The 23,080-nt window shown below is 59.3% G+C and carries 25 protein-coding genes; 7 read left to right on the plus strand and 18 right to left on the minus strand.

The genetic code is table 11. The features are described from left to right. Nucleotides 1–94 precede the first annotated feature (94 nt). The 5 genes from rpsD (at nt 95) to RBH10_RS13600 (ending at nt 4,387) form a co-directional block, all read left to right on the plus strand. A complete protein-coding gene (gene rpsD, locus RBH10_RS13580; RefSeq protein WP_306180652.1) occupies nt 95–712 on the plus strand; it encodes a 30S ribosomal protein S4 in 618 nt (205 codons plus the stop codon). Nucleotides 713–781: 69 nt separating this feature from the next. Continuing rightward, nucleotides 782–1,711 (plus strand): glutaminase, encoded by a 930-nt coding sequence (locus tag RBH10_RS13585; RefSeq protein WP_003507897.1) that lies wholly within the window; start codon nt 782–784, stop codon nt 1,709–1,711. Between the two features lie 63 nt (nt 1,712–1,774). Then, on the plus strand, nt 1,775–2,689 hold the full coding sequence (gene ttcA / locus RBH10_RS13590) for a tRNA 2-thiocytidine(32) synthetase TtcA (RefSeq protein ID WP_281036853.1): 915 nt from the start codon (nt 1,775–1,777) through the stop codon (nt 2,687–2,689). A 16-nt stretch (nt 2,690–2,705) separates the two neighbouring features. After that, on the plus strand, nt 2,706–3,533 hold the full coding sequence (locus RBH10_RS13595) for an inositol monophosphatase family protein (protein WP_045017176.1): 828 nt from the start codon (nt 2,706–2,708) through the stop codon (nt 3,531–3,533). A 29-nt stretch (nt 3,534–3,562) separates the two neighbouring features. After that, a complete protein-coding gene (locus RBH10_RS13600) occupies nt 3,563–4,387 on the plus strand; it encodes an inositol monophosphatase family protein (RefSeq protein WP_281036852.1) in 825 nt (274 codons plus the stop codon). Nucleotides 4,388–4,461: 74 nt separating this feature from the next. Here RBH10_RS13600 and RBH10_RS13605 read toward each other — a convergent pair whose 3' ends face one another. The 4 genes from RBH10_RS13605 to RBH10_RS13620 all read right to left on the minus strand — a co-directional run bounded on the left by RBH10_RS13605 (nt 4,462) and on the right by RBH10_RS13620 (nt 6,936). Next, a complete protein-coding gene (locus RBH10_RS13605; RefSeq protein WP_281037380.1) occupies nt 4,462–5,670 on the minus strand; it encodes a multidrug effflux MFS transporter in 1,209 nt (402 codons plus the stop codon). Nucleotides 5,671–5,804: 134 nt separating this feature from the next. Next, nucleotides 5,805–6,140 (minus strand): Grx4 family monothiol glutaredoxin, encoded by a 336-nt coding sequence (gene grxD, locus RBH10_RS13610; RefSeq protein ID WP_045017179.1) that lies wholly within the window; start codon nt 6,138–6,140, stop codon nt 5,805–5,807. A 137-nt stretch (nt 6,141–6,277) separates the two neighbouring features. Beyond that, a complete protein-coding gene (locus tag RBH10_RS13615) occupies nt 6,278–6,688 on the minus strand; it encodes a hypothetical protein (RefSeq protein ID WP_281036851.1) in 411 nt (136 codons plus the stop codon). Beyond that, a complete protein-coding gene (locus RBH10_RS13620; protein ID WP_281036850.1) occupies nt 6,685–6,936 on the minus strand; it encodes a hypothetical protein in 252 nt (83 codons plus the stop codon). The genes RBH10_RS13615 and RBH10_RS13620 overlap by 4 nt, the downstream gene beginning before the upstream one ends. Before the next feature lie 212 nt (nt 6,937–7,148). Here RBH10_RS13620 and RBH10_RS13625 point away from each other — a divergent pair, with 212 nt between their 5' ends. After that, the gene (locus tag RBH10_RS13625) at nt 7,149–8,297 is read left to right on the plus strand and encodes a hypothetical protein (protein ID WP_281036849.1); all 1,149 of its coding nucleotides are present in this window, start codon (nt 7,149–7,151) and stop codon (nt 8,295–8,297) included. Between the two features lie 136 nt (nt 8,298–8,433). Here the strand turns inward: RBH10_RS13625 and RBH10_RS13630 are convergent, their stop codons facing one another. The 3 genes from RBH10_RS13630 to RBH10_RS13640 form a co-directional block, all read right to left on the minus strand. Beyond that, nucleotides 8,434–8,667 carry a BolA family protein gene (locus RBH10_RS13630; RefSeq protein WP_003516012.1) on the minus strand — a complete coding sequence of 78 codons (234 nt, stop codon included), beginning with the start codon at nt 8,665–8,667 and terminating at the stop codon, nt 8,434–8,436. A 16-nt stretch (nt 8,668–8,683) separates the two neighbouring features. Then, a complete protein-coding gene (gene purL / locus RBH10_RS13635) occupies nt 8,684–10,918 on the minus strand; it encodes a phosphoribosylformylglycinamidine synthase subunit PurL (protein WP_281036848.1) in 2,235 nt (744 codons plus the stop codon). Between the two features lie 154 nt (nt 10,919–11,072). Then, on the minus strand, nt 11,073–12,491 hold the full coding sequence (locus tag RBH10_RS13640) for a PLP-dependent aminotransferase family protein (RefSeq protein ID WP_281036847.1): 1,419 nt from the start codon (nt 12,489–12,491) through the stop codon (nt 11,073–11,075). 93 nt (nt 12,492–12,584) lie between these two features. On the opposite strand from RBH10_RS13640, the gene RBH10_RS13645 reads away from it, so the two are divergent. Next, the gene (locus RBH10_RS13645; protein ID WP_045017193.1) at nt 12,585–12,890 is read left to right on the plus strand and encodes a DUF1127 domain-containing protein; all 306 of its coding nucleotides are present in this window, start codon (nt 12,585–12,587) and stop codon (nt 12,888–12,890) included. 247 nt (nt 12,891–13,137) lie between these two features. Here RBH10_RS13645 and RBH10_RS13650 read toward each other — a convergent pair whose 3' ends face one another. The 11 genes from RBH10_RS13650 to RBH10_RS13700 form a co-directional block, all read right to left on the minus strand. Continuing rightward, nucleotides 13,138–13,542, minus strand: a complete 405-nt coding sequence (locus RBH10_RS13650; RefSeq protein WP_281036846.1) for a hypothetical protein — start codon at nt 13,540–13,542, stop codon at nt 13,138–13,140. Between the two features lie 85 nt (nt 13,543–13,627). After that, nucleotides 13,628–14,299: a phosphoribosylformylglycinamidine synthase subunit PurQ gene (gene purQ, locus RBH10_RS13655; protein ID WP_045017196.1), complete on the minus strand. Its 672-nt coding sequence runs from the start codon at nt 14,297–14,299 to the stop codon at nt 13,628–13,630. 21 nt (nt 14,300–14,320) lie between these two features. After that, nucleotides 14,321–14,563, minus strand: a complete 243-nt coding sequence (gene purS / locus RBH10_RS13660; RefSeq protein WP_045017198.1) for a phosphoribosylformylglycinamidine synthase subunit PurS — start codon at nt 14,561–14,563, stop codon at nt 14,321–14,323. A 36-nt stretch (nt 14,564–14,599) separates the two neighbouring features. Beyond that, nucleotides 14,600–15,364, minus strand: coding sequence for a phosphoribosylaminoimidazolesuccinocarboxamide synthase (gene purC, locus RBH10_RS13665; protein WP_003516002.1), 765 nt, complete (start codon nt 15,362–15,364; stop codon nt 14,600–14,602). A gap of 183 nt (nt 15,365–15,547) precedes the next feature. Continuing rightward, the gene (locus RBH10_RS13670; RefSeq protein ID WP_281036845.1) at nt 15,548–16,111 is read right to left on the minus strand and encodes an alpha/beta hydrolase; all 564 of its coding nucleotides are present in this window, start codon (nt 16,109–16,111) and stop codon (nt 15,548–15,550) included. Nucleotides 16,112–16,180: 69 nt separating this feature from the next. Further along, entirely contained in the window at nt 16,181–17,488 is a 1,308-nt protein-coding gene (gene purB, locus RBH10_RS13675) for an adenylosuccinate lyase (RefSeq protein ID WP_045017422.1), read from the minus strand. 110 nt (nt 17,489–17,598) lie between these two features. Next, on the minus strand, nt 17,599–18,135 hold the full coding sequence (locus RBH10_RS13680) for a hypothetical protein (protein WP_281036844.1): 537 nt from the start codon (nt 18,133–18,135) through the stop codon (nt 17,599–17,601). 61 nt (nt 18,136–18,196) lie between these two features. Continuing rightward, entirely contained in the window at nt 18,197–18,874 is a 678-nt protein-coding gene (gene rpe, locus RBH10_RS13685) for a ribulose-phosphate 3-epimerase (protein WP_045017204.1), read from the minus strand. Between the two features lie 131 nt (nt 18,875–19,005). Beyond that, nucleotides 19,006–20,085: an ABC transporter substrate-binding protein gene (locus RBH10_RS13690; protein ID WP_281036843.1), complete on the minus strand. Its 1,080-nt coding sequence runs from the start codon at nt 20,083–20,085 to the stop codon at nt 19,006–19,008. Between the two features lie 882 nt (nt 20,086–20,967). Then, nucleotides 20,968–21,387 carry an NUDIX domain-containing protein gene (locus tag RBH10_RS13695; RefSeq protein WP_281036842.1) on the minus strand — a complete coding sequence of 140 codons (420 nt, stop codon included), beginning with the start codon at nt 21,385–21,387 and terminating at the stop codon, nt 20,968–20,970. Between the two features lie 32 nt (nt 21,388–21,419). Further along, complete coding sequence (locus tag RBH10_RS13700; protein WP_045017209.1) at nt 21,420–22,931, minus strand: DEAD/DEAH box helicase; 1,512 nt, start codon at nt 22,929–22,931, stop codon at nt 21,420–21,422. Nucleotides 22,932–23,080: the final 149 nt, after the last annotated feature.

A 23,080-nucleotide genomic window follows, 5' to 3' on the forward strand; every position in this document is an offset into this window, starting at 1 on the left:
CTGTCAGAGGTCCTGAAACGGACTTCAGAGGAGGGCGTGTTTCCTTAAACCGGTTTGGTAACAGGCCGGTATAACCTTTTGAGAAGGAAATACGATGAGCAAGCGCAGATCGGCTAAGTACAAAATTGACCGCCGTATGGGCGAAAACATCTGGGGCCGTCCGAAGTCCCCGGTAAACCGTCGCGAATACGGCCCGGGCCAGCACGGCCAGCGCCGCAAGGGCAAGATGAGCGACTTCGGCACGCAGCTGCGCGCCAAGCAGAAGCTCAAGGGCTACTACGGCGAACTGCGTGAAAAGCAGTTCCGCGCCACCTACGACGAAGCAAACCGTCGCAAGGGCGATACCTCCGAGAACCTGATCGGCCTGCTCGAGTCGCGTCTGGACGCCATCGTCTACCGCGCCAAGTTCGTTCCGACCGTTTTCGCATCGCGTCAGTTCATCAACCATGGCCACGTCACGGTTAACGGCGTTCGCGTCAACATCGGTTCTTACCGTTGCAAGCCGGGCGACGTTGTTGAAGTTCGTCAGAAGTCCAAGCAGCTGGTTACGGTTCTCGAAGCCGTTCAGCTCGCAGAACGCGACGTTCCTGATTACATCGAAGTCGATCACAACAAGATGGTTGCGACCTACGCTCGCATCCCGGCTCTCTCTGACGTTCCGTACCCGGTCGTCATGGAACCGCATCTGGTCGTCGAATTCTACTCGCGTTAATCGACGCGTTTCAGTATTGAGAAAGCCGCCCCTCGGGGCGGCTTTTTTGTTTGCTGGGGAAGGCTTTGCATGCAGGACATTCAGGCGATCGTCGATTCCATTTACGACAGCATGGTGCCGCGGCTGGGCGAGGGGAAGGTTGCGGACTATATTCCCGAGCTTGCCAAGGTCGATCCGAACCAGTTCGGCATCGCCATCACCACCGTCGATGGAACCACCTATACGGCCGGCAATGCGCTCACGCCGTTTTCGATCCAGAGCATCTCCAAGGTCTTCATGCTGACGCTGGCGCTCGGCAAGGCGGGGGAAACGGTGTGGAACCGCGTCGGGCGTGAACCATCGGGGTCTTCCTTCAACTCCATCGTCCAGCTGGAGCACGAGCACGGCATTCCGCGCAATCCCTTCGTTAATGCCGGCGCCATCGTGGTGACGGACATCGTTCTTTCCGGCCACCAGCCGCGCGAGGCGATTGGCGAACTTCTGCGCTTCGTGCGTTATCTCGCTGACGATGACACGATCAGCATCGACGACACGGTGGCGAAATCCGAGCAGGCGACGGGTTTTCGCAATTTCGCGCTTGCCAATTTCATGCGCTCCTTCGGCAATCTTCACCACCCCGTCGAATATACGCTGGGCGTCTATTTTCACCAATGCGCGCTGTCCATGACCTGCGCGCAGCTTTCGCGGGCCGGGCTGTTCCTCGCCAATCGCGGTCGCAATCCGCTGACTGGGCACACTGTCGTTTCGGACCGGCGGGCGCGGCGTATCAATGCGCTGATGCTGACCTGCGGCCATTATGACGGATCGGGCGATTTCGCCTATCATGTCGGCCTGCCGGGCAAGAGCGGCGTTGGCGGCGGCATCATGGCGGTGGCGCCGGGCAAGGCGTCGATTGCGGTCTGGTCGCCGGGTCTCAACAAGGTCGGCAATTCGGCACTCGGGTCGCAGGCACTGGAAATGCTGGCGACGAAAACCGGCTGGTCGGTATTCGGGGCTTGATATTGCGGGCGGATGCGGGCATTTCCTGCATTGAAAATGGCTAAGCGCCAGAGCGGGCTAATCATGAACATTCTCACCAGCATCGCAGACGAGGTCGAGGCCGATCAGGACCTGTCCGGAGAAAACGGCAGCTCGCATCCGCTGTTCGACGCCGCACCGCGTTCGGTTTCCTTCAACAAGCTGCGCAAGCGGCTGCTTCGCAATGTGCGTCAGGCCTTCGGTGATTTCGGCATGCTGAACGGCCAGAAGCGCTGGCTTGTCGGCCTTTCCGGCGGCAAGGACAGCTACGGTCTTCTGGCGCTGCTGCTCGATCTGAAATGGCGTGGCCTTTTACCCGTCGAACTCATTGCCTGCAATCTGGATCAGGGCCAGCCGAATTTTCCCAAACATGTGCTGCCGGAATATCTCGCAAAGATTGGCGTTGCCCATCGCATCGAATATCGCGACACCTATTCCGTGGTGAAGGAAAAGGTGCCGGCGGGCGGCACCTATTGTTCGCTCTGTTCGCGGCTGCGGCGCGGCAATCTCTACCGCATCGCGCGGGAAGAGGGCTGCGACGCGCTGCTGCTCGGCCATCACCGCGAGGATATTCTCGAGACCTTCTTCATGAACTTCTTCCATGGCGGTCGCCTTGCGGGCATGCCCGCAAAGCTGATGAACGACGAGGGCGACCTGATGGTGCTGCGCCCGCTTGCCTATTGCGCCGAAGAGGATATGGCGAAATTCGCGGCGGCGATGGAGTTCCCGATCATTCCCTGTGACCTCTGCGGCTCGCAGGACGGGCTTCAACGCAACGCCATGAAGGAGATGCTGGCCGATATCGAAAGGCGCATGCCGGGCCGCAAGGACGTGATGCTGAGGGCGCTTGCCCACGTCAATCCGTCGCATCTGCTCGACCCGAAGCTTTTTGATTTTTCGGCGCTTTCTGTCACCGGGGCGTCACCTGAAGAGCGTAGTGAGGCCAGCCCTCCCTTATGAAGAAGTGCCCTTAGCGATGACCCTTTCCGATAAAGATATCGACTTCCTCGTTTCCACCGTTGCCGCTGCCGGCACGGATGAAATCATGCCCCGCTTCCGAAACTTGAGCGCCGGCGCAATCTCCGAGAAGACCTCCGCCATCGACCTCGTCACCGAGGCTGACGTTCTGGCGGAAAAGGCGATCACCGCCGCTCTGCTGCAGCGGTTTCCGCAGGCCCATATCGTCGGCGAAGAGGCCTATGACGCGGATCAATCCGTCATTCCCGCCCTTGTCGACGCGCCGCTCGCCTTCGTGATCGATCCCATCGACGGCACCTTCAACTACGCTTCCGGTTTTCCAGCTTTCGGTACGCTGCTCGCCGTCACCGTCAAGGGTGAAACGGTTGCGGGCATCATCCACGATCCTGTCATGGGCGATACCATCGTTGCCCTCAAGGGCGAGGGCGCCTTTCTTAACCGCAAGAACGGCACGCAGGCAAAGCTTAGGGTTGCCGATCCCGCGCCATTGTCTGAAATGGTCGGTATCTTTTCCTGGGGCCACAGCCATCAGGATCGCCGTCCGGTGATCGCCGCCAATATGGCCAAGATCAAGATGGCGCTTTCAATCAATTGCTCGGCACATGAATATTGGCTTGCCTCGGCCGGCAAGCTGCATTTCATCGGTCATGAAAAGCTGATGCCCTGGGATCATCTCGCCGGTGTCCTCGTCCATCAGGAAGCGGGTGGTTACACGGCCCGTTTCGACAATACGCCCTACCGACCGGGCCAGACGACAGGCGGCATCCTGTCGGCGCCCGACAAGGAAAGCTGGAAGATGCTGCGCCGGGAAATCGTAGCTTTATAGTTTTACGCTTAGACAGAAGGATATCGCCCATGGCTATCGAACTCGACATCGCCTCTCTTGCCAACGCGCTTCAGGAGGCGGCGGCAGTGGAAATCCTGCCGCGGTTCCGTAATCTGGGCGAAGGCGACGTCAGGATAAAGACCGAGGCGATCGACCTCGTGACGGAGGCCGACGAGGCTGCCGAGCGGCTGATCCGTGCCCGCGTGCAGGAAATCATGCCGGACGCACTGTTCATCGGCGAAGAGGCCGTTGCGGCCGATCCATCCTTGCTCGGCAAGCTTGCCGATGCCGATCTCGCCGTCGTGGTCGATCCGATCGACGGCACCTATAACTTCGCCTCCGGCCTGCCGCTCTTCGGCGTGATGATGAGTGTCATCTCGAAGGGTGAGACGGTCGCTGGCCTGATCTTCGATCCGATGGGCAATGACTGGGCGATTGCCGAAAAAGGCTCCGGCGCCTGGCTTTGCGCCGCCGATGGCTCGCAGAGGCAGATGTCGGTCGTGACCGCGCCTGCATTGTCGCAAATGGTCGGCATCGCCAATACCGGCTATTTCGATATCGAGACCCGGCGCAAGATTCTTCTGAACCTTGCCGATGTGCGGCTGTTCACCAGCTATCGCTGCGCGGCGCATGAGTACCGCGTGTTCTGCGGCGGCCATATGCATTTCCTGATGTATAACAAGCTGATGCCCTGGGACCATCTGGCCGGCACGCTGCTTTCGCAGGAAGCGGGCGCCTATGCCGCTCGTCTCGACGGCTCTCCCTATCTGCCGCGCCATCTGGATGGCGGCCTGCTGCTTGCTCCTGATCAGGAGACGTGGGAATTGCTGCGCGAGAAGATTTTCATGGTCTGAGCGAAGTGCAGTTGTAACCAACAAAAAAGGGCGCGGAACCGAGTTCCGCGCCCTTTTTATTTGTTTATCCGCCCTTAGCGGGTCGGCTTGTTGTGAGCATGAAACAACACGCCCTTTTCGCCGATCAGCACGAAGACGAGACCGATGATGGAGACGACGAAGAAGCCGGCCACCATTGGCAGCGCCGTGCCATCGAAGGCCTGGCCGATGGCTGCGCCGATGAGCGAGCCGCCGACCGTTCCCATGAAGCCGATGACCGAAGAGGCCGTGCCGGCAACGTGGCCGAGCGGCTCCATGGCCAGCGAGTTGAAGTTCGAGCCGATCCAGCCGAACTGGAACATGGCAAGGGCGAAGAACACGATGAAGATGGCAAAAGGCATCGGTTCCGGTCCAACCATCTGCACCACCAGCCAGAGAAAGGTGATGGCGATGAAGCCGAGCAGCGACCCGTGCGACAGCTTGCGCATGCCGATCCGGCCGACAAGCCTTGCATTGATGAAGGACGAGAAGGCCATGAACAGTGCCACGCCCGCAAAAGCGGCCGCAAACCATGCACCCAGCTGGTAAATGCCCTTGTAGACCTGTTCGGCCGAGTTGATGAACCCGAACAGCGCACCGAAGATGAAGGTGCTGGAGAGCGTGTAACAGAGCGCGATACGGTTGGTGAGCACGATCTTGAAGCCGCCAAGCACCGAGCGGACGGTAAAGGGACGGACGTCGTCCGGATGCAGGGTCTCCGGCAGGCGGAAATACATCCAGGCCGTCACCACGGCGGCAATTCCGGCCATGAAGGCGAAGATCAGGTGCCAGTCACCGAAAAATAGCACGATCTGGCCGGTGCCGGGCGCGATGACCGGAACGACCATGAACACCATCATGATCAGCGACATGACTTCCGCCATCTGGCGGCCGCCATAGATGTCGCGCACGATCGAGATGGTGATGACGCGCGTCGCCGCCGAGCCGATGCCCTGAATGAAGCGCAGGACCAGCAGGCCGGAGAATGATGGTACGAAGACCACGGCAATGGCTGAAACGATGTAGATGGCAAGCCCGACCAGCATCGGTGTGCGGCGCCCGAAACGGTCCGAAATCGGTCCGTACAGAAGCTGGGCGATGCCGAAGCCGAGAAGATAGGTGGAAATGACGTATTGGCGATGGTTTTCATTGACGACGCCCAGCGATGCGCCGATTTCCTGCAGGCCGGGCAGCATGATATCGATGGCCAGCGCGTTCAGCGCCATCAGCATCGCGGCGAGCGCGATAAATTCCGTGCGCCCCATCGAACCGGCGCGGGAAGTGGATTGTGAAAGTTCTGTCACAGGATTGCCCCAAAAAGAACGGCAAAGGCGTTGCATGAAGCAACGCCTGGCATAGTTTTCTGACAATCAGGGTGGGCCGGATGAACCGGCCGAAATCAGGCCGCGCCGCGGACGCTGATACCCTGTTCTTGGAAGTGGCTTTGCAGCTCGCCGGACTGGAACATCTCTTTTACGATGTCGCAGCCGCCGACGAATTCGCCCTTGATATAGAGCTGCGGGATGGTCGGCCAGTTGGAGTAGTCCTTGATGCCCTGACGGATATCGGCATCGGCAAGCACGTTGATGCCCTTGTAGTCGACGCCGAGATAATCAAGAATCTGTACGACCTGACCGGAAAAACCGCACTGCGGGAATTGCGGAGTACCCTTCATGAAAAGAACGATATCGTTGCTCTTCACTTCGCTGTCGATCATATCGTGAATGCCGCTCATGGCCTATTCCTTTCACATGCGGTTCAAGGCCGCTGCTTTGACTTTGTCTCTAGATAACATGTCGCGGCGCGATTTCCACCCGTGGAGCGTAAAAAATGCGCGGGTGTGGCTTCGTTGAATACGGGCTGAAACTCCGGCTATCGGGGCGGGTAAGGAAAGCTGAGCATTATATTCCCTATTGGCTCCCGCCGTCTGAAGACTGAATCCATCAGCGTACCTGTTTCACCGTTATAAATATAAAGTTCCTCTGTGTTCTTGATGATCATTGTGCGCCGGCCGCTTTGCAGCGAGCAATCATCCTCGCAATCTATTTCGATCTCGCTGTAGAACCTGTTCGCTTTAAGATCGATGATTAACTTTGGGCTTTCCTGCTCTATCAGGCGGCAGGTTTTGCCCGTTTTGCAAAAGGCTGTGCCAGATATCCGATCAGCACCATCGAGCATGACGATGAAGCCGATCTTGATTTCTTCGACGCTCGCATCCTTCACGATTCCTTGTAGCGGCCCTAAGAACGTCAGAAGAGCGCAGGCGATGAGCAGATGTGTCATCGATATCGCTGCCTGCTGCGGGCAGCGGCGGTGCGTCTTTTGCTTACCTGTTTTTTGGCCGGCTTGGGTTTGACCGCGGCGTTGATCGCGGCTTCCAGAACGGAGCCGACGATGCCGCCCGCAAGGGACGTATTGCTTTTTGTCCGGCGGCGGGTGCGGCGGGTCTTGCGAAGACCGGTCTTGGTGAGGATTTCAGAGAGCGCGCTCTTGACGACGCCATTGAGCAACTGATCGACGATGCCAGACAAAATTCCCTCGCCAGTAAATAAATCATATTTCCGTCGCGATTTTTACTATACGTGCATCGCCCACTGTATCAAGCGATCCTTTCGGGTGTCGCTAGAGCATTTCCGCTTTTCTCCGAAACGCGAAAATGCTCTATCTCGTTGTTTTTACGCATTGTCCTGACGTAAAAGCGGTGCCGCTTTTACTGGAAATGCTCCAGCCCGAAGGTTTGTGCATGCCGCCCGTCAGGTCACGACTTGTTCTTTATTTCCCTGGCTTCGATCCGCTCGATGCGGCCGCCCACCATCTGCGTTACCAGCGCGCGGCGGCGCTTGCCGGCAAGACGTGGGATGTCGATTATTCGGTGGGGCCGCTGGAGAATATGCCGGCTGGTGAAACCTTCACGGTTGAGGCCTCTAAGGGTGACTGGCGGACGCGTTCGGCGATTCTTGTTTATGATCATAATACGGTGATATCGCAATTGCGGGATGCGCCGGTCTGGCGGCAGACCTGGCTCGGTTTCAGGGCCGGGGCGGGCATCATCGGTGAGGGCGGTGCGGCGCGCTACTTCCGCCACGCCTGGCGCTTCGGCCTGTTCTTCATCTTCCCGTTCCTGCTGATGCTTATCGGCGGCGCGCTTGCTGCGGGTATCGCGCTGTCGCCCTGGCTTTTCGCTTTGCCTCTCTGGCTCTTCGCGATCAGCCTTCCCGCCGCCGCCCTGTTTTTCGTGAAGGTGTTTCTGCCTTTCGCGGAGCGGTTTCATACGTTGCATCTTTACGCCGACTGGCGCTTCGCGCTGGCCGTCGGCCGCGATGACCCGATTGCCCGCGAGTGGATCGAAGAAAAGGCAGCCCTCGTTCTCAAGGCGCTGGAGCAGCCCTCTGAGGAGGTTCTGGTCGTGTCGCACAGCATGGGGGCCAGCCTGGCGCTCGCCGTGATCGGCCGCGTGCTGGAGCTGAAGCCGGATGCGCTGGATGGCCGGAAACTGTCCTTTGCGACTTTGGGCGGGGCGGCGCTGCAATGTGCGTTCCTGTCGAGTGCGGACAGGCTTCGTGAGAGCGTCGGTGCGATTGCGCATCACCCGGAAGTGACATGGTTCGATATCCAGTGCCTGACGGATCCGATCCACCTCTACAGGTGCAACACCGTTGCCCTGACCGGCCACAGGGACGCGCCGCAGCCGAAGATCGTGCCGATCCGCTTCAAGCATTCGCTTTCGCCGGAGCGGTATAAAAAGAACAAGCGCAACTTCCTGCGCATGCACCGGCAATATGTTCTGGGGCCGGACCGCAAGTCCGGTTACGATTTTACCCTGCTGACGGCAGGGCCTTTGCCGGCAGCCTCCTTTGCCGATCTGGAATCGCAGAGCCCGCCTGTTTTGTAAGCGGCTACCGCTCATTCTACCGGATATGAAAAGGCCCGCGTGAGAGTATCACGCGGGCCTTTGATTTTAGTCCGGAGCCTTTATGCATTGGCAGGACAGTGAAACTGTCTTGCCCGAACGGCTTTGACGGCCACGGTCATTCGGGAGCCGAGGTCTGCAGGGCAAGGGCGTGCAGAACGCCACCCATGTTGCCCTTCAGCGCGTCATAGACCATCTGGTGCTGCTGCACGCGGGTCTTGCCCTTGAACGCATCCGCAACGACTTCTGCCGCGTAATGGTCGCCATCACCGGCCAGATCGCGGATCGTGACCTTTGCCCCGGGAATTCCCGCCTTAATCATGTCTTCAATGTCGCCGGGTTTCATGGGCATGGTGTTTCTCCTTAATTCATTCTGCGGCGATCAAAGTTTCGCCGTCCATGAATTGAGGGAACCACGATTCATAGGCCAAGTGCAATTCTTTAATCTCGACGGCGCGTGCCGTGCCCAGCTTTACGCTTGCACCGCCGGTAACGCCGATTGCCGGGCAGGAAACGCCCGCCGCCTTCGCCGCTGCCTGTACCTTGTCGAGATCGGCCTTCTTCACCGTCAGAACGTAACGGCCCTGGTCTTCGCCATAGAAGGTGAGGACTGGATTATGGCCTTCGACCGCATCGATCGTCGCGCCGATGCCGGAAGAAATCGCCATCTCCGCAACCGCAAGTGCCAGACCGCCCGACGAGCAATCGTGAACGGCTGTCGTAAGACCATCGGTGATGAGCGTGCGGACGAAATCGCCGTTTTTCTTCTCGGCAACCAGATCGACATGCGGTGCCGGGCCATCGATGCGGCCATGGATGTCGCGCATGTAAACCGACTGGGCGATGTGGGTGCCGAGACCGGCAGGCGCGCCGACCAGCAGCACCACTTCGTCAGCGGCAGCAAAACGGATGCGCGCCATGCGGCCCCAATCCTTCAGCAAGCCAACGCCGCCGATGGTGGGGGTGGGCAGGATCGCCTGACCGTTGGTCTCGTTGTAGAGCGAGACGTTGCCGGAAACGATCGGGAATTCCAGAACACGGCAGGCTTCGCCGATGCCCTTGATGGCATGCACGAGCTGGCTCATGATTTCAGGCTTTTCCGGATTGCCGAAATTGAGGTTGTCGGTCGCGGCCAGCGGCAGGGCGCCGGTTGCGGTGATGTTGCGCCAGCATTCGGCCACGGCCTGCTTGCCGCCTTCGAAGGCATCAGCCTCGACATAACGCGGCGTCACGTCGGAGGAGAAGGCCAGCGCCTTCTTGTCATGGCCTTCGACACGCACGACGCCAGCGTCACCGCCCGGCAGCTGCAGGGAATTGCCCTGGATCAGCGTGTCGTACTGTTCGTACACCCAGCGGCGCGAGGAGTTGTTGGCCGAACCAACCAGCGAAACCAGCGCATCGGCAATATCGGCCGAGGGAATGTCGTTTTCCGAAAGCGGAGCCTGAACCTTGGCGGGCGTCCACGGGCGGTCATATTCCGGAGCCTGATCACCGAGATCCTTGATTGGCAGGTTGGCGACTTCCTCGCCATTGTGCAGCACGCGGAAACGCAGGTCGTCGGTGGTCTTGCCTACGATGGCGAAGTCCAGGCCCCATTTGACGAAGATCGCCTTGGCGACCTCTTCCTTGGAGGGCTCGAGAACCATGAGCATGCGCTCCTGGCTTTCCGACAGCATCATTTCGTAAGCCGTCATGCGCTCTTCGCGCACCGGCACGGCATTGAGGTCGAGTTCGATGCCGAGATCGCCCTTCGCGCCCATTTCGACGGCCGAGCAGGTGAGGCCGGCGGCACCCATGTCCTGAATGGCGATGACCGCGCCGGTCTTCATCAGTTCGAGGCAGGCTTCCAGCAGGCACTTTTCGGTGAAGGGGTCGCCGACTTGAACGGTCGGGCGCTTTTCTTCGATGGATTCGTCAAATTCGGCAGAGGCCATGGTCGCGCCGCCGACGCCGTCGCGGCCGGTCTTTGCGCCGAGATAGACCACCGGCAGGCCGACGCCCTTGGCTTCAGAGAGGAAGATCGCGTCGGACTTGGCAAGGCCGGCGGCAAAGGCGTTAACCAGGATGTTGCCGTTATAACGCGGATCGAATTCCACTTCGCCGCCAACCGTCGGCACGCCGAAGGAGTTGCCGTAACCGCCGACACCGGCGACGACGCCAGCCACGAGGTGGCGGGTCTTTGGATGATCGGGTGCACCGAAGCGCAGCGCGTTCATGGCCGCGATCGGGCGTGCGCCCATGGTGAAGACGTCACGCAGAATACCGCCGACGCCGGTTGCCGCACCCTGATAGGGCTCGATATAGGACGGGTGGTTGTGGCTCTCCATCTTGAAGACGACGCAGTCGCCATCATCGATGTCAACCACGCCGGCGTTTTCACCGGGGCCCTGAATGACACGCGGACCTGTTGTCGGCAGGGTCTTCAGCCACTTCTTGGAAGACTTGTAGGAGCAGTGCTCGTTCCACATGGCCGAGAAGATGCCAAGCTCGGTAAAGCTGGGCTCCCGTCCGATCAGGTCGAGGATACGCTGGTATTCGTCGGGCTTCAGCCCGTGGGATGCAACGAGTTCCGGGGTGATCTTGATGGAATTTGGAATCGACATAGGTCTCACGCGGTTCGAGCCGAGGAAAGTTTCCGGTTCTTTAGCGCAAGAGGCTCATCCGTGCGACAGGAAAATGCGCCGGTTTGCTGGCTAATTGGCGGTTTTTGCCGTTATTCACCGGCTGCGGGCGATGCCCTGAAGGCCACAACCCGCATCACGCCTCGCTTTCATAGCCGGATGAACCGTTGTCGAGCAAATTGCGCAGGATGCCGAAGGCATGTGTCAGTTCCTCGCGCGTGGAGGGCCCGGAAAAGCTGATGCGGACGCGATGGAAAACCTTTTCCGACCGGCCGGCCTTGAACTCGTCCTCATCGTCGATCAGCACACCTTCCTTCATGGCGGCATTGCGGAAGGTGCCGGAAAGCCAGGGTTCGGGCAGTCGCAGCCACAGGAAGGCGATATCGGGCAGGGAGTTGAAGTCCAGCCCGGCAAAGACGCGTCTGGCGATCGCTTCGCGCTGGTTGATCTCGGCGATGCAATCCTTGCGGATGTCATCGGCGTCGCCGCTGTTGACGAGGCGCGCATTCAGTTCGGCCAGCATGAAGGGCAATCCGCCTGTTATCATCGAATGCGAAATCCGTATTCTCGATGAAAATTGCGCCGGGCAGGCGACCCAGCCGCCCCGCACACCGGCGGCAACGGATTTCGACAGGCCGCCAACGACGAAGGTGAGATCGGGCGCGAATTCGGCGATGAGCGGGATCTGCTCGCGGGTCATGGCGCCGTAGAGATTGTCCTCGACGATCCATACGCCGTATCTGCGGGCGATATCGGCGATCGCACGCCGCCGATCCTCGGGCAGGGTGGCGCAGGTGGGGTTCTGGCCAGCCGACATCAGGAAGATCATTTTCGGATGCTGCTGGGCGCAGACGCGCTCGAAATCATCAGGCACGATGCCCTTTTCATCCGCTTCCACCAGCGTGACACGGCGTCCGGCAAGGGTGGAGCTGCGGCTGATGTGGGAATAGGTGACGGGTTCGAAGACGATGCGGTCGCCCGGTGCCGTCATTGCCGTTACCACACTCATCACCCCCGCATGGGCGCCTAGCGTCGAGACGATGTTTTCCGGTTTCGGTGACCAGCCGTTCTGGGAGAGCCAGCGAGCGCCCGCCATACACCAGTTGTCGGGAAAGCTGCGGGTGTAGTTGGAGATTTCGAAAGGATGTTCTCTGGCGAGGGCCTCGATGTGCTTGCTGACCAACACGCTCTGACCGACATCGGGTGCCGCCGTGGTGTTCAGGCGGAACTCGGCACCGGTGTCGATGGCGTAGCGCGTACCGCCGAATGCCGACGCTGCCGGTTCCACACGCGATAACGGGGCGGGGGTCTTGCGTTCATTGACATAGGTGCCACGGCCGACTTCGCCGCTGACGAGGCCGCGTTCGTGAATGAGAGCATAGGCGCGGCCGATTGTGCCGATTGTCACGCCGAGATCGTAGGCGAGGTTGCGCTGCGGCGGCAATTTCGTGCCGGCCTGCAAGGTACCGTCCGAAATCGCACCTTCAATGCTGTCCGCGAGGCGGAGATAAATCGGGCCGTCGCCCTCGGTCATGTCGGGAAGCCAATTTGTCATGGTGACAATTTATGCATTGTATCTGTACCCAAGTCAATTGTATTTATTGGCTGCATTAAATGAGATCAAACACACGGAGACAATAGGTGCAATATGCGCAAGATGGATCAATACCTTTCGACAGCGGATACACTCTATCCTGACGGTTACGAACGGGAACGCGTGTTCCGCGATACCGGCGACATGGTCGCACCGTCGCCCTTTCCGGCCCGGATCGCTCGCACGTTTATTGGTCGCATGATTGCGGGCTTGTCCTATTGGCACGGCAAACGTCAGGGACGGCTTGCCCTGCGAGAATTGTCCGACGATCTTCTGGAGGATATCGGCGTCACGCGGGAGGAGGCCTTGAAAGAGGCCGCCAAATCGCAGCTGCTCTCCTGGCCGTCACGACCGCTTTGATTTTCTGCCGGAGAGCGGCGCCATCTTTCCCCGGTGCCTGATTGCCATTCGGCAGGCCCGCCACGCCAGTCCCAACCGGCGTTGGCGGGTCTTTTTGTCTTGAATTTTCCACCCTCCGTCGTCCTCGGGACTGACCCAAGGACCCATTCTCATGCGGCTGTGGATCCTCGGGTCAAGCCCGAGGATGACGCCGCGTGCGGGGTGGCTTTATCGTCAAATCTTTGCTGAGTACGTCAAGGTCGCTAGATCAGCAGCCCTTGCCGCCATTCGCCCAGCGTTTGACGTCGGTTGCGATGCGGCCGGAAATGGCCTCGTTCATCGCCGGGCCGAAAGCGTCGAGCTTGGCCGGGTTGCCTTCGGCCTGAACGACCAGCATCGGGCGCGATTCCGGGCTGTTGCGCGGCACGAGGAGAATGCGGGGACGGCCGGAGAAGGAATTCAGTTCGGGCGCCAGGCGATAGGCCTTGAAGGCCGGGTCGCCCGATTTGAACCAGCAGGCGTTGGCGCCAAGCGCCACCCGTTCCATGGTCGGCAATGCCGCACGGGATACGGACGATACCGGTTGCGGCTTGGGCTGGCAGGCGACAAGCGCTGCTGCGGCGAGAAGCAATCCGGCGGCCTTCGGGGCGTGGGAGCGGAGCAGGCGGTTCATCGCGTCATCCAAAATAGGAGCCAAAAACTGGAGCCGTAAGAGCAGCGGCATCGAGAAGAGGGCAGGCTGGTAGCCCGCCCGCCTGTCAGGCTGCGATAACGCCGAGCGCCGAGGCGAAGAGGCCGCGGCCGTCATTGCCGCCATGGGCGGCTTCGATCAGGTTTTCCGGATGCGGCATCATACCGAGAACGTTGCCTTGGGCGTTGATGACGCCGGCAATGTCGTTCAGCGAGCCGTTGGGGTTGGTGCCATCAGCATAACGGAACACAACCTGGCCATTGTCTTCGACGGACTTAAGCTCATCCGTATCGAGGAAATAGTTGCCGTCGTGGTGGGCAACGGGGCAGCGCAAGACCTGGCCCTTGTCATAGGCGCGGGTGAACTCGGTGTCGTTGTTGACGACTTCGAGCTTCACTTCACGGCAGACGAATTTCAGCGAGGCGTTGCGCATCAGCGCGCCCGGCAGCATGCCTGCTTCAACGAGAATCTGGAAGCCGTTGCAGACGCCGAGAACCTTGACGCCCTTCTCGGCCTTCTCGCGGATGGCCTGCATGACCGGCATACGTGCGGCGATCGCGCCGCAACGCAGGTAGTCACCGTAGGAAAAGCCGCCCGGAATAACGATCAGGTCGACATCCGGGATAGTCGTTTCCGTCTGCCAGATGGTGACGGGCGCCTTGCCGGAGATTTTCGTGAGCGCCGCGATCATGTCGCGATCGCGGTTGAGGCCGGGAAGTTGGACGACAGCGGATTTCATGGTCGGCGGCTCCTGCGGCTTTTAGAGAATGGCGATAGAGTAGTTTTCGATAACCGTATTGGCCAAGAGTTTTTCACACATCGCCTTCAGGTCGGTCTCGGCCTTGGCCGTATCGGCGCCTTCCAGTTCGAGATCGAAGACCTTGCCCTGACGGACATGGCCGACGCCACCGAAACCGAGGCTGCCGAGCGCGCCTTCAATTGCCTTGCCCTGCGGATCGAGAACGCCATTTTTCAGCGTAACAGTCACCCGTGCCTTGATCACCTGATCTTCTCCTGATTTTTGCCTTTTAGGCCAATGTCACTTCACGAGTACCGGACCGGTGCCGCGGATCGGTTCGTTTTCATTGATGATGCCGAGACGGCGTGCCACTTCGGAATAGGCTTCCACAAGTCCGCCCATATCGCGGCGGAACAGGTCCTTGTCCATCTTTTTCTGGGTCTCGATGTCCCACAGGCGGCAGCTATCTGGCGAAATCTCGTCGGCGAGGATGATGCGCATCATGTCGCCTTCGAACAGGCGGCCGCATTCGATCTTGAAGTCAACGAGCTGGATGCCGACGCCCAAAAACAGGCCGGACAGGAAGTCGTTGACGCGGATCGCCAGCGCCATGATGTCGTCAAGCTCGGCGGGGTTGGCCCAGCCGAACGCCGTGATGTGCTCTTCGGAGACCATAGGGTCTTCCAGCTCGTCGGACTTGTAATAGAACTCGATGATGGAGCGCGGCAGCACCACGCCTTCATCGATGCCAAGGCGCTTGGAGAGCGAGCCGGCGGCGACATTGCGCACGACGATCTCAAGCGGGATCATCTCGACTTCCTTGATCAACTGCTCGCGCATGTTCAGGCGGCGAATGAAGTGTGTGGGGATGCCGATCTTGTTCAGATGCGTGAAGACATATTCACAAATCCGGTTGTTCAACACACCTTTGCCGTCGATGACTTCGTGTTTTTTCTTGTTGAAGGCAGTCGCATCGTCCTTGAAGAACTGGATAAGCGTGCCTGGCTCCGGACCTTCGTAGAGGATCTTGGCCTTGCCTTCGTAAATACGGCGGCGACGGTTCATGATGGCAGGTCTCTTGGTTGACGCCGATTCTGGTGGCGTTGCGTTTGTATCTTTGAGCGGTCCCATAAAGGAAAAGAGTGCATTCTACAATGCGGCTCGCATATCTTCCCTTCAATTCTTGTATCGGGCCAAAGAATGTTGTCCGGCCGAATATCGGCTGGCGTGAGCGGCCGGCCGCAATCGTCAGGGGTCGTTCACCTTCAGGCGGCTCAGGAACTGGGCAAACACCATGCCGCCTTCGGGCCATGGCCCATGGCCGGACTCGGCGTTGATATGGCCGGACATGCCGGCGTCAACCAACATGGCACCCCAGGCGCTCGCAATATCGTCGGCATGTTCATAGGAGCCGAACGGATCGTTGCGGCTGGCGATGGTGATCGCCGGAAACGGCAACGGATCGCGCGGGTAGGGGCCGAAGGTCATCAGATGTTTCGGGCGGATATCGGGATTGGCGACATCCGGCGGCGCGACCAGAAGTGCGCCTGCGACCTTCTTGCCGATTTCCGGAAGGGCGTGGATGACGGTCGGCACACCCAGCGAATGGGCGACGATGACAACGGGCTTGGTCGAGGCGTTGACCTCTTCCACCAGCCGCGCGATCCAGTCTTCCTTCACCGGCTTTGCCCATTCCGCCTGCTCGACGCGGCGCGCTGTCGAAAGCTTGCGCTCCCAGCGGGTCTGCCAGTGGTCAGGACCGGAATTGGTGTAACCCGGTACGATGAGAATATCTGCTTCTGAAACTTTCATGGGCCCATATCTGTGGTTTCATGCCGTCGCGATCAAGGTCGCGACGGCATTAACTTAGGAAGCCTTGCCTCAGGCTTTGCCGAAGACGCGGGCGAAGATCGTGTCGACATGCTTGGTGTGGTAGCCAAGGTCGAACTTTTCGCGGATGACGTTTTCGGGAAGAGCGGCGCGCACTTCTTCGTCGCCCAGCAGTTCCTCAAGGAAATCCGCGCCCTGTTCCCAAACCCGCATGGCATTGCGCTGCACCAGACGGTAGGCGTCCTCGCGGGATACGCCGGCCTGCGTCAGCGCCAGAAGAACGCGCTGCGAGTGCACAAGACCGCGGAACTTGTTCATGTTCTTCAACATGTTGTCCGGATATATTACCAGCTTTTCGATGACGCCGGCAAGCCGGTTCAGTGCGAAATCGAGGGTGACTGTCGTGTCGGGGCCGATGGCGCGCTCCACGGAGGAGTGGCTGATGTCACGCTCATGCCAGAGCGCCACGTTTTCAAGCGCGGGAACCACCGACATGCGCACCAGACGGGCAAGGCCCGTGAGGTTTTCGGTGAGAACCGGGTTGCGCTTGTGCGGCATGGCCGACGAGCCCTTCTGGCCCGGGGAGAAGAACTCTTCCGCTTCCAGAACCTCGGTGCGCTGCATGTGACGGATTTCGATGGCGACGTTTTCGATCGACGAGGCGATGACGCCAAGAATGGCGAAGAACATAGCGTGACGGTCACGCGGGATGACCTGCGTGGAGACCGGCTCGGGCACGAGGCCGAGCTTTGCGCAGACATGTTCCTCGACGCGGGGATCGATATTGGCGAAGGTACCGACGGCGCCGGAGATCGCGCCGGTGGCGATTTCCGCACGCGCATTGACGAGACGCTCGCGGTTGCGGTGCATCTCGGCATAAAAGCGCGCGAAGGTCAGGCCCATCGTGGTCGGCTCGGCATGGATGCCGTGGCTGCGGCCGATGCGTACGGTGTCCTTGTGTTCGAAGGCGCGTGTCTTCAATGCGGCAAGCACCCGGTCCATATCGGCGAGCAACAGATCGGCGGCGCGCACGAGCTGGATGTTGAAGGTGGTATCAAGCACGTCGGACGAAGTCATGCCCTGATGGATGAAACGGCTGTCGGGACCGACGAATTCGGCAAGATGGGTGAGGAAGGCGATGACGTCGTGTTTGGTCACGGCCTCGATCTCGTCGATGCGGGCGACGTCGAAGGTTGCGCTGCCGCCTTTTTCCCAGATCGTCTGCGCGGCCGTTTTCGGAATGACACCGAGTTCGGCCAGCGCGTCACAGGCATGCGCCTCGATCTCGAACCAGATGCGGAACTTTGTTTCCGGCGACCAGATGGCGACCATTTCCGGCCGGGAGTAACGAGGGATCATGGCAATGACTTTCTTGGTGGAGGAGCTTTGCTGCCCGTTTAGCAAAGTGTTCCGCGAATCTCAATCAACTATGAAGCCTGCGCATCGGCCGGATGCGCGTATTCAAAATGTCAGGGCGTCCTTTGTGCGTCCGAAGGGACGTACGGCGCTCTATGCGCCCGCCGGCAGAGGATTGCGCCTGCCAGCGCCAGCGGAACGGCGGCAAGCGGGAAATAGAGACCGAGGCCGAGAACGCAGAACTGGTAGATCGCGCCGAGTGAGGTGAAGAACTGCTGGAAAAACCAGATGCGCGAAAATGCCGGTGCGTGCCATTGCGCATAAAAGATGCGGTACTGGAGCGCGAAAAATGCCGCCGCGACCGCGATTGTAAATAAAGCGATGGCAAGACAGCTTGCCGCAAAGCGCAGTGGCAGGCCGGTGGATGCGGGAAGGAAGCGTAAGGCCAGAATGGCCAGCGGCCAGCCCAGGAGACCGCCGCAGAAGAACAGCACCGCAATATCAGCGGCGTGGTCGGTTTCCAGCCGGTTTCGGAGATAGAGGCCAAGAGTGGCGGTGGCCGCCGAAATGGCGGCCCAGACCAGCGGGGCGAGGAGCGGAAACAGCGCTGCCGAGATTGCTTTGCGGAAATCCTGCCTGTCGCTATCCATCAAAGCCCCCCACCAAACGCCCTGTCGTCTTGCCTCCGGCGTATCCGCGCTCGGCGGCGGGTCAGGACCGTGCGGCTTCCGACACCGAGCGCAGAAGCGAAACCGTCTTGCGATAGTCTGCGACGCCATCGCCCTTGAAGATGGCCGAACCGGCCACCAGCGCGTTGGCGCCCGCCGCGATGATGGCGCCTGCGGTCTCTGCCGTCACACCGCCGTCTACTTCAAGCTCGATCGGCCGGTCACCGATCATCGCCTTCGCTGCCCTGATCTTGTCGAGCATCGCCGGGATGAATTTCTGACCGCCGAAACCGGGATTGACGCTCATGATCAGCACGAGATCGACATCATCAAGCACGTTTTCGATGACCGAAAGCGGCGTGGCGGGATTGAGCGTCACACCGGCCTTCCGGCCGAGTGTGCGGATGGTCTGGAGCGAGCGATGCAGATGTGGCCCAGCCTCCGCATGCACGGTGATCCCGTCGCAGCCAGCCTTGGCAAAGGCTTCGAGATAGGGATCGACGGGGGCAATCATCAGATGGCAATCGAAAAAGGCATTGCTGTGCGGACGGAGCGCCTTGATGACGTCAGGACCGAACGAGATGTTGGGTACGAAATGACCGTCCATGACATCGAGATGGATCCAGTCTGCGCCCGCTTCCGTCACATCGGCGACTTCCTGTCCCAGCTTGGCGAAATTGGAGGCCAGAATGGACGGTGCTATGCGGATGGGCAGGGACATGGGGCAAACTCCTCTCGACGCGTTGCGTAAGCTGCCTTTAGCATCAAGTATCCGGGTTTGAAACGGCTTGCCGGGCGGTTGCCGACGGTTTTCAGCCGTGACTTATTGAATTTCAGGCATGCCGGGTTCGCTTATTGTCTTTCGGCCTTGTCCGCCGGGTCGAAGCGCTGGCCGTTCCAGCGCTGCAGGCGATAGGGATTGTCGACAAGCTCATGTGACGGGTTGAAAGCGAGATCACCGATCACGGTTTTGAAGACGGTGCCCTTCGCGAGTATCTCCGGTGCGGGCTTTCCCTGCGATTGCGCCGCTTCGGCAAGCGCCGCCGTCAGTTCCGCAGCCGCGTAGGCGGGCAGGACGTAACCCTCGGGCTCGATGTTGGCGGCGCGCAATTCGCCGGAGACGGCCTGTGCCGATGGTAGTGTGTCGTAGGCCGGGCGTGTGATCGCAAGCACATTTGCTGCAAGCGCCACGGGGTTGTTTGCCGCATTCATGGCATCGCCGCTCATGATGGTGAGGGGAATGTTCTCAGAGCCGGCGTCCCGGGCGACGATGGCGACGTCGTTGCGTTCCGCGCCGATGAAGACATGGGTGATGCCGGTGCGCGCCAACCGCCGCACAAGCGCCACCTGCTGTTCCTGGGCGGGGCGCATCGTATCGGTGAGTGTAGGTTTCAGCCCGTTTTCTTCCAGCGTCGAGCGGATGCGGTCGACCATGTCGCGGCTGAAGATCGTGCCGTCATCCACAAGCCCGATGGAATGTCCTTTCCAGTCGCGCAGGATGATTTCTGCGGCCCTGTCCGATTCGGCCTTGTCAGATGGGGCGAGGCGGAAAAGCGGCCAGCCGTATTTCAGGGCGTCTTCCATCAGGATCGGCGCGCGGCTGGAGAGTGTGATCACTGGAATGGCAGCTGCCTTCAGCGGCGGCAGAACGCCCTGCAGCGTTTCGGTGCACAAAAAGCCGATTGCGGCGCTGACCTTGGCGGCCACGAGACCGTCGGCGATCGCACCGCCGCTGCCGTCTTCGCAGCTTTCATGGATTTCAACGACATCAAGCCCGAGCTTGGCCGCGGCCGCTTTTGCGCCCTGCCTGATCTGCTGTCCCAGAAGTTCGTACGGGCCGCTCTGCGGGGCAACAATGCCGATCGACGCCGCGCATGCTGAGCCCGCGAAGGCAAAACCGGCGATGATCGTTAGCAGGCGAAGTGAAAGCATGACGTGAGCGAAATCCTGTTGTCCCGGCTTGATGTTTATCGGCAACAACCGGTTTTCCAAAGGAAAAATCGCTGACACCCCATCATAATCGCACATCCCGGTTCGCGAGGCGGCGGTTTTGATCGCAACTTGACCGATTTGGAACCGCAGGCCGCGACAACACGTTCTGGTTGTCGTCATCCAACGGAATTGCGCGCGACTGCTCTCGGACGAGATTCATTTTTAAGGTTGGAAATTCACTATTGTATTGCGCGAGCGAAGAAGTACTTCCCGTCATGGTTTAGAGGATTTTTACTTTATAAAACTGTAACATGCAGTGCGTATAAGCACAGTTTATGAAGAGCAGGTTTGCGATTCTGCTTTTTATAGTGCAGCCCAATAAATTGCACATTTTATTTTCACTCACGTAATTAATTGATATTTAAGGGGAATATACATGTTTCCCCGATCTCTATTTGTGCTTTGCCATGTTTTTTTCGCATTTGCGAGAAGATCTGCTTGACGGAAAGTAAATGATTAGCTTAGATATACGTGTTTCAGGGGACGACTGAAATTGGCTGTAACAAGCCTCGGAAGTGTTCCGAATGTAAGCACTGCCAAACTATATTACATTATATATTCTATTATTTTCATTACGAATAAACCGCTTCGGGTAACCGGGGCGGTTTTTTATGTGAAGCTAATTTAAGCAATTTTAAATTGTATTCCAAAAGCTTCACGCAAAGATATTCCCTCATAACTATATTTTCCGGAAAGAAATCGCGCAGAGGGATCACGTCCGTCTCAGGCCGGGTCTGTCTTTGACGCGGCTCAAGGTTCCGTTGAAGACCGCCGAAAGCCCGCGCCTTTCGGCGCAGTTGCGGCGTCCGTCCGTTATTCGGCTTATTTCGTGAGAGCCGCCAACGCGTCTTTTGCAAAGGCGGAGATTGGTTCGGGAAGGTTATCGGGGTCGAACCAGCCGATGTCGGAAAGCTTGTCCGGTTCGGTCAGCGCTGGCTCACCCTGCGTGTCGCGGGTGACGAAGATCAGCGAGACCCAATGGTGATGGTCTTCCGGATTTATATATTCGCTGTGACAGAGAAACTCGACCTTGCCGATTGTCAGCCCGGTCTCTTCTTCGGCCTCTCGTCGTGCTGCGGCGAGGGAGGGTTCCAGGTGATCAACCTTGCCGCCCGGAATATTCCAGTATCCGGCTTCCGGCGCTTTCAGGCGTCGGCATAAAAGCAGGCGGCCATCGCGTAATATGGCAAGCCCAACGCCGACACCCGGAAAGTCTTGTCCTGGCTTGATCGTCGGCGTCATGCTTGTTGTTTCCTGCACCAGCCCTTTGGGGCTCAGGCCTTGGCGTTGGCCACGATCAGCATGAATGCCGGGATGTCGTCGCCGAAACCAACCGGTGTCGGGCCATCGTCATGGTCACGATAATGGCGGCGGCGGTCGCGGTTGTCGTCATTGGCGTGCTGCGAGTTCAGGCTCCGGCTGTTGCGCTCGGAATTGCGCGGGGTCTTTTCCGGTCTGCGTTCTGCCTTCACCTTGTCTTCTCCGTGAGCCGCGATGTCCGTATCCACAGTGGATTGCGCATCCTGATTGATGATTTCGACCGGCGATGCCGGTGCATCGCGACGGTTTCTGTCGCGGCCTCTGCCGCCACGTTCCTTGGGACCCCGGCGGGAGGAGTTGCTTTCAAAGCTTTCCATGGGCGCGGGGAGAGAGGACAGGTCACCACTCAGCCACTCGATCTTCTCGGCGATCAGCTTTTCGATCGCGTCCAGATACTTTGCGTCGCTCTTGGTGACGAGGGTGAAGGCCTTGCCCGAACGGCCCGCACGACCGGTACGGCCAATGCGGTGGACATAGTCTTCGGCATGAATGGGAACGTCGAAGTTGAAGACGTGGCTGACATCGGGAATGTCCAGTCCGCGGGCTGCAACGTCGGAAGCAACCAGCAGCGTCAGGTTTCCGTCGCGGAAGTTCTGCAGCATCGTGGTGCGCGAACGCTGGTCCATGTCGCCATGCAGTGCGCCGACAGAGAAGCCGTGACGATCCAGCGAACGGAACAGGTCGGCGACATCCTTCTTGCGATTGCAGAAGATAATCGCGTTCTTGAGTTCAGCCTCTTCAGCGCGGACGAGATCTCGCAGGACAGCGCGCTTCTCGTAGTCCTTGTTGTGCGCAGCGACGATGCGCTGGGCAACGGTCTTTGCGGTAGAGGAGGGCTTGGCGACTTCGATACGTGTCGGGTTCTGCAGGAACCGGTCGGCAAGCTTCTGGATTTCCGGCGGCATGGTGGCCGAGAAGAACAGCGTTTGCCGGGTAAAGGGGATCATCTTGGCGATACGTTCGATATCGGGAATGAAGCCCATGTCCAGCATGCGGTCGGCTTCATCGATGACGAGGATTTCCACGCCGGTCATCAGGAGCTTACCGCGCTCGCAATGGTCGAGAAGGCGGCCCGGCGTGCAGATAAGGACATCTGCGCCGCGCTCAAGCTTGCGGTCCTGATCTTCAAACGAGACGCCGCCGATGAGAAGGGCGACGTTCAGCTTGTGATTCTTGCCGTATTTCTCGAAGTTTTCCGCCACCTGTGCCGCAAGTTCGCGGGTAGGCTCAAGGATCAGCGTGCGCGGCATTCTGGCGCGGGCGCGGCCCTTTTCCAGCAGGGTAAGCATCGGCAGAACGAAGGACGCGGTTTTTCCCGTGCCGGTCTGTGCGATACCGCAGATATCACGCTTTTCCAGTGCGGGCGGAATTGCGCCGGCCTGAATGGGTGTCGGCGTCGTGTAGCCGGCATCTGCAATAGCGGAAAGAACTTTTTGGCTCAGGCCAAGATCAGAGAATGTTGTCAAAGGAAGAACTTTTTCCGTTCTGGTTCGGTAAGAACACCTGCGTGCCGCTGCGACACTTGCAAAGACTTGGCGCGGGGATATGCCCAAATTGCCGGAAAGTCAAGGAAACAACGGGAAATGCGCGCGAAACGCCGGGCGGCGGGCGAGGC

The organism is Rhizobium sp. AN73 (genome assembly GCF_030757975.1).
Classification (GTDB): Bacteria; Pseudomonadota; Alphaproteobacteria; order Rhizobiales; family Rhizobiaceae; genus Agrobacterium; species Agrobacterium arsenijevicii.

Bases quoted from the DNA above. Each gene is read 5' to 3' on its own strand.
- RBH10_RS13645 (WP_045017193.1), top strand. From the start codon at position 12,585: ATGCGCAAGATGGATCAATACCTTTCGACAGCGGATACACTCTATCCT.
- RBH10_RS13585 (WP_003507897.1), top strand. From the start codon at position 782: ATGCAGGACATTCAGGCGATCGTCGATTCCATTTACGACAGCATGGTG.
- RBH10_RS13640 (WP_281036847.1), bottom strand. From the start codon at position 12,491: ATGACAAATTGGCTTCCCGACATGACCGAGGGCGACGGCCCGATTTAT.
- ttcA (WP_281036853.1), top strand. From the start codon at position 1,775: ATGAACATTCTCACCAGCATCGCAGACGAGGTCGAGGCCGATCAGGAC.
- rpe (WP_045017204.1), bottom strand. From the start codon at position 18,874: ATGTCCCTGCCCATCCGCATAGCACCGTCCATTCTGGCCTCCAATTTC.
- purB (WP_045017422.1), bottom strand. From the start codon at position 17,488: ATGATCCCTCGTTACTCCCGGCCGGAAATGGTCGCCATCTGGTCGCCG.
- purQ (WP_045017196.1), bottom strand. From the start codon at position 14,299: ATGAAATCCGCTGTCGTCCAACTTCCCGGCCTCAACCGCGATCGCGAC.
- RBH10_RS13650 (WP_281036846.1), bottom strand. From the start codon at position 13,542: ATGAACCGCCTGCTCCGCTCCCACGCCCCGAAGGCCGCCGGATTGCTT.
- RBH10_RS13595 (WP_045017176.1), top strand. From the start codon at position 2,706: ATGACCCTTTCCGATAAAGATATCGACTTCCTCGTTTCCACCGTTGCC.
- RBH10_RS13615 (WP_281036851.1), bottom strand. From the start codon at position 6,688: ATGACACATCTGCTCATCGCCTGCGCTCTTCTGACGTTCTTAGGGCCG.
- RBH10_RS13630 (WP_003516012.1), bottom strand. From the start codon at position 8,667: ATGCCCATGAAACCCGGCGACATTGAAGACATGATTAAGGCGGGAATT.
- RBH10_RS13670 (WP_281036845.1), bottom strand. From the start codon at position 16,111: ATGAAAGTTTCAGAAGCAGATATTCTCATCGTACCGGGTTACACCAAT.
- RBH10_RS13690 (WP_281036843.1), bottom strand. From the start codon at position 20,085: ATGCTTTCACTTCGCCTGCTAACGATCATCGCCGGTTTTGCCTTCGCG.
- RBH10_RS13625 (WP_281036849.1), top strand. From the start codon at position 7,149: ATGCCGCCCGTCAGGTCACGACTTGTTCTTTATTTCCCTGGCTTCGAT.
- rpsD (WP_306180652.1), top strand. From the start codon at position 95: ATGAGCAAGCGCAGATCGGCTAAGTACAAAATTGACCGCCGTATGGGC.
- RBH10_RS13695 (WP_281036842.1), bottom strand. From the start codon at position 21,387: ATGACGCCGACGATCAAGCCAGGACAAGACTTTCCGGGTGTCGGCGTT.
- purL (WP_281036848.1), bottom strand. From the start codon at position 10,918: ATGTCGATTCCAAATTCCATCAAGATCACCCCGGAACTCGTTGCATCC.
- grxD (WP_045017179.1), bottom strand. From the start codon at position 6,140: ATGAGCGGCATTCACGATATGATCGACAGCGAAGTGAAGAGCAACGAT.
- RBH10_RS13600 (WP_281036852.1), top strand. From the start codon at position 3,563: ATGGCTATCGAACTCGACATCGCCTCTCTTGCCAACGCGCTTCAGGAG.
- RBH10_RS13605 (WP_281037380.1), bottom strand. From the start codon at position 5,670: ATGGGGCGCACGGAATTTATCGCGCTCGCCGCGATGCTGATGGCGCTG.
- purC (WP_003516002.1), bottom strand. From the start codon at position 15,364: ATGAACCGTCGCCGCCGTATTTACGAAGGCAAGGCCAAGATCCTCTAC.
- RBH10_RS13680 (WP_281036844.1), bottom strand. From the start codon at position 18,135: ATGGATAGCGACAGGCAGGATTTCCGCAAAGCAATCTCGGCAGCGCTG.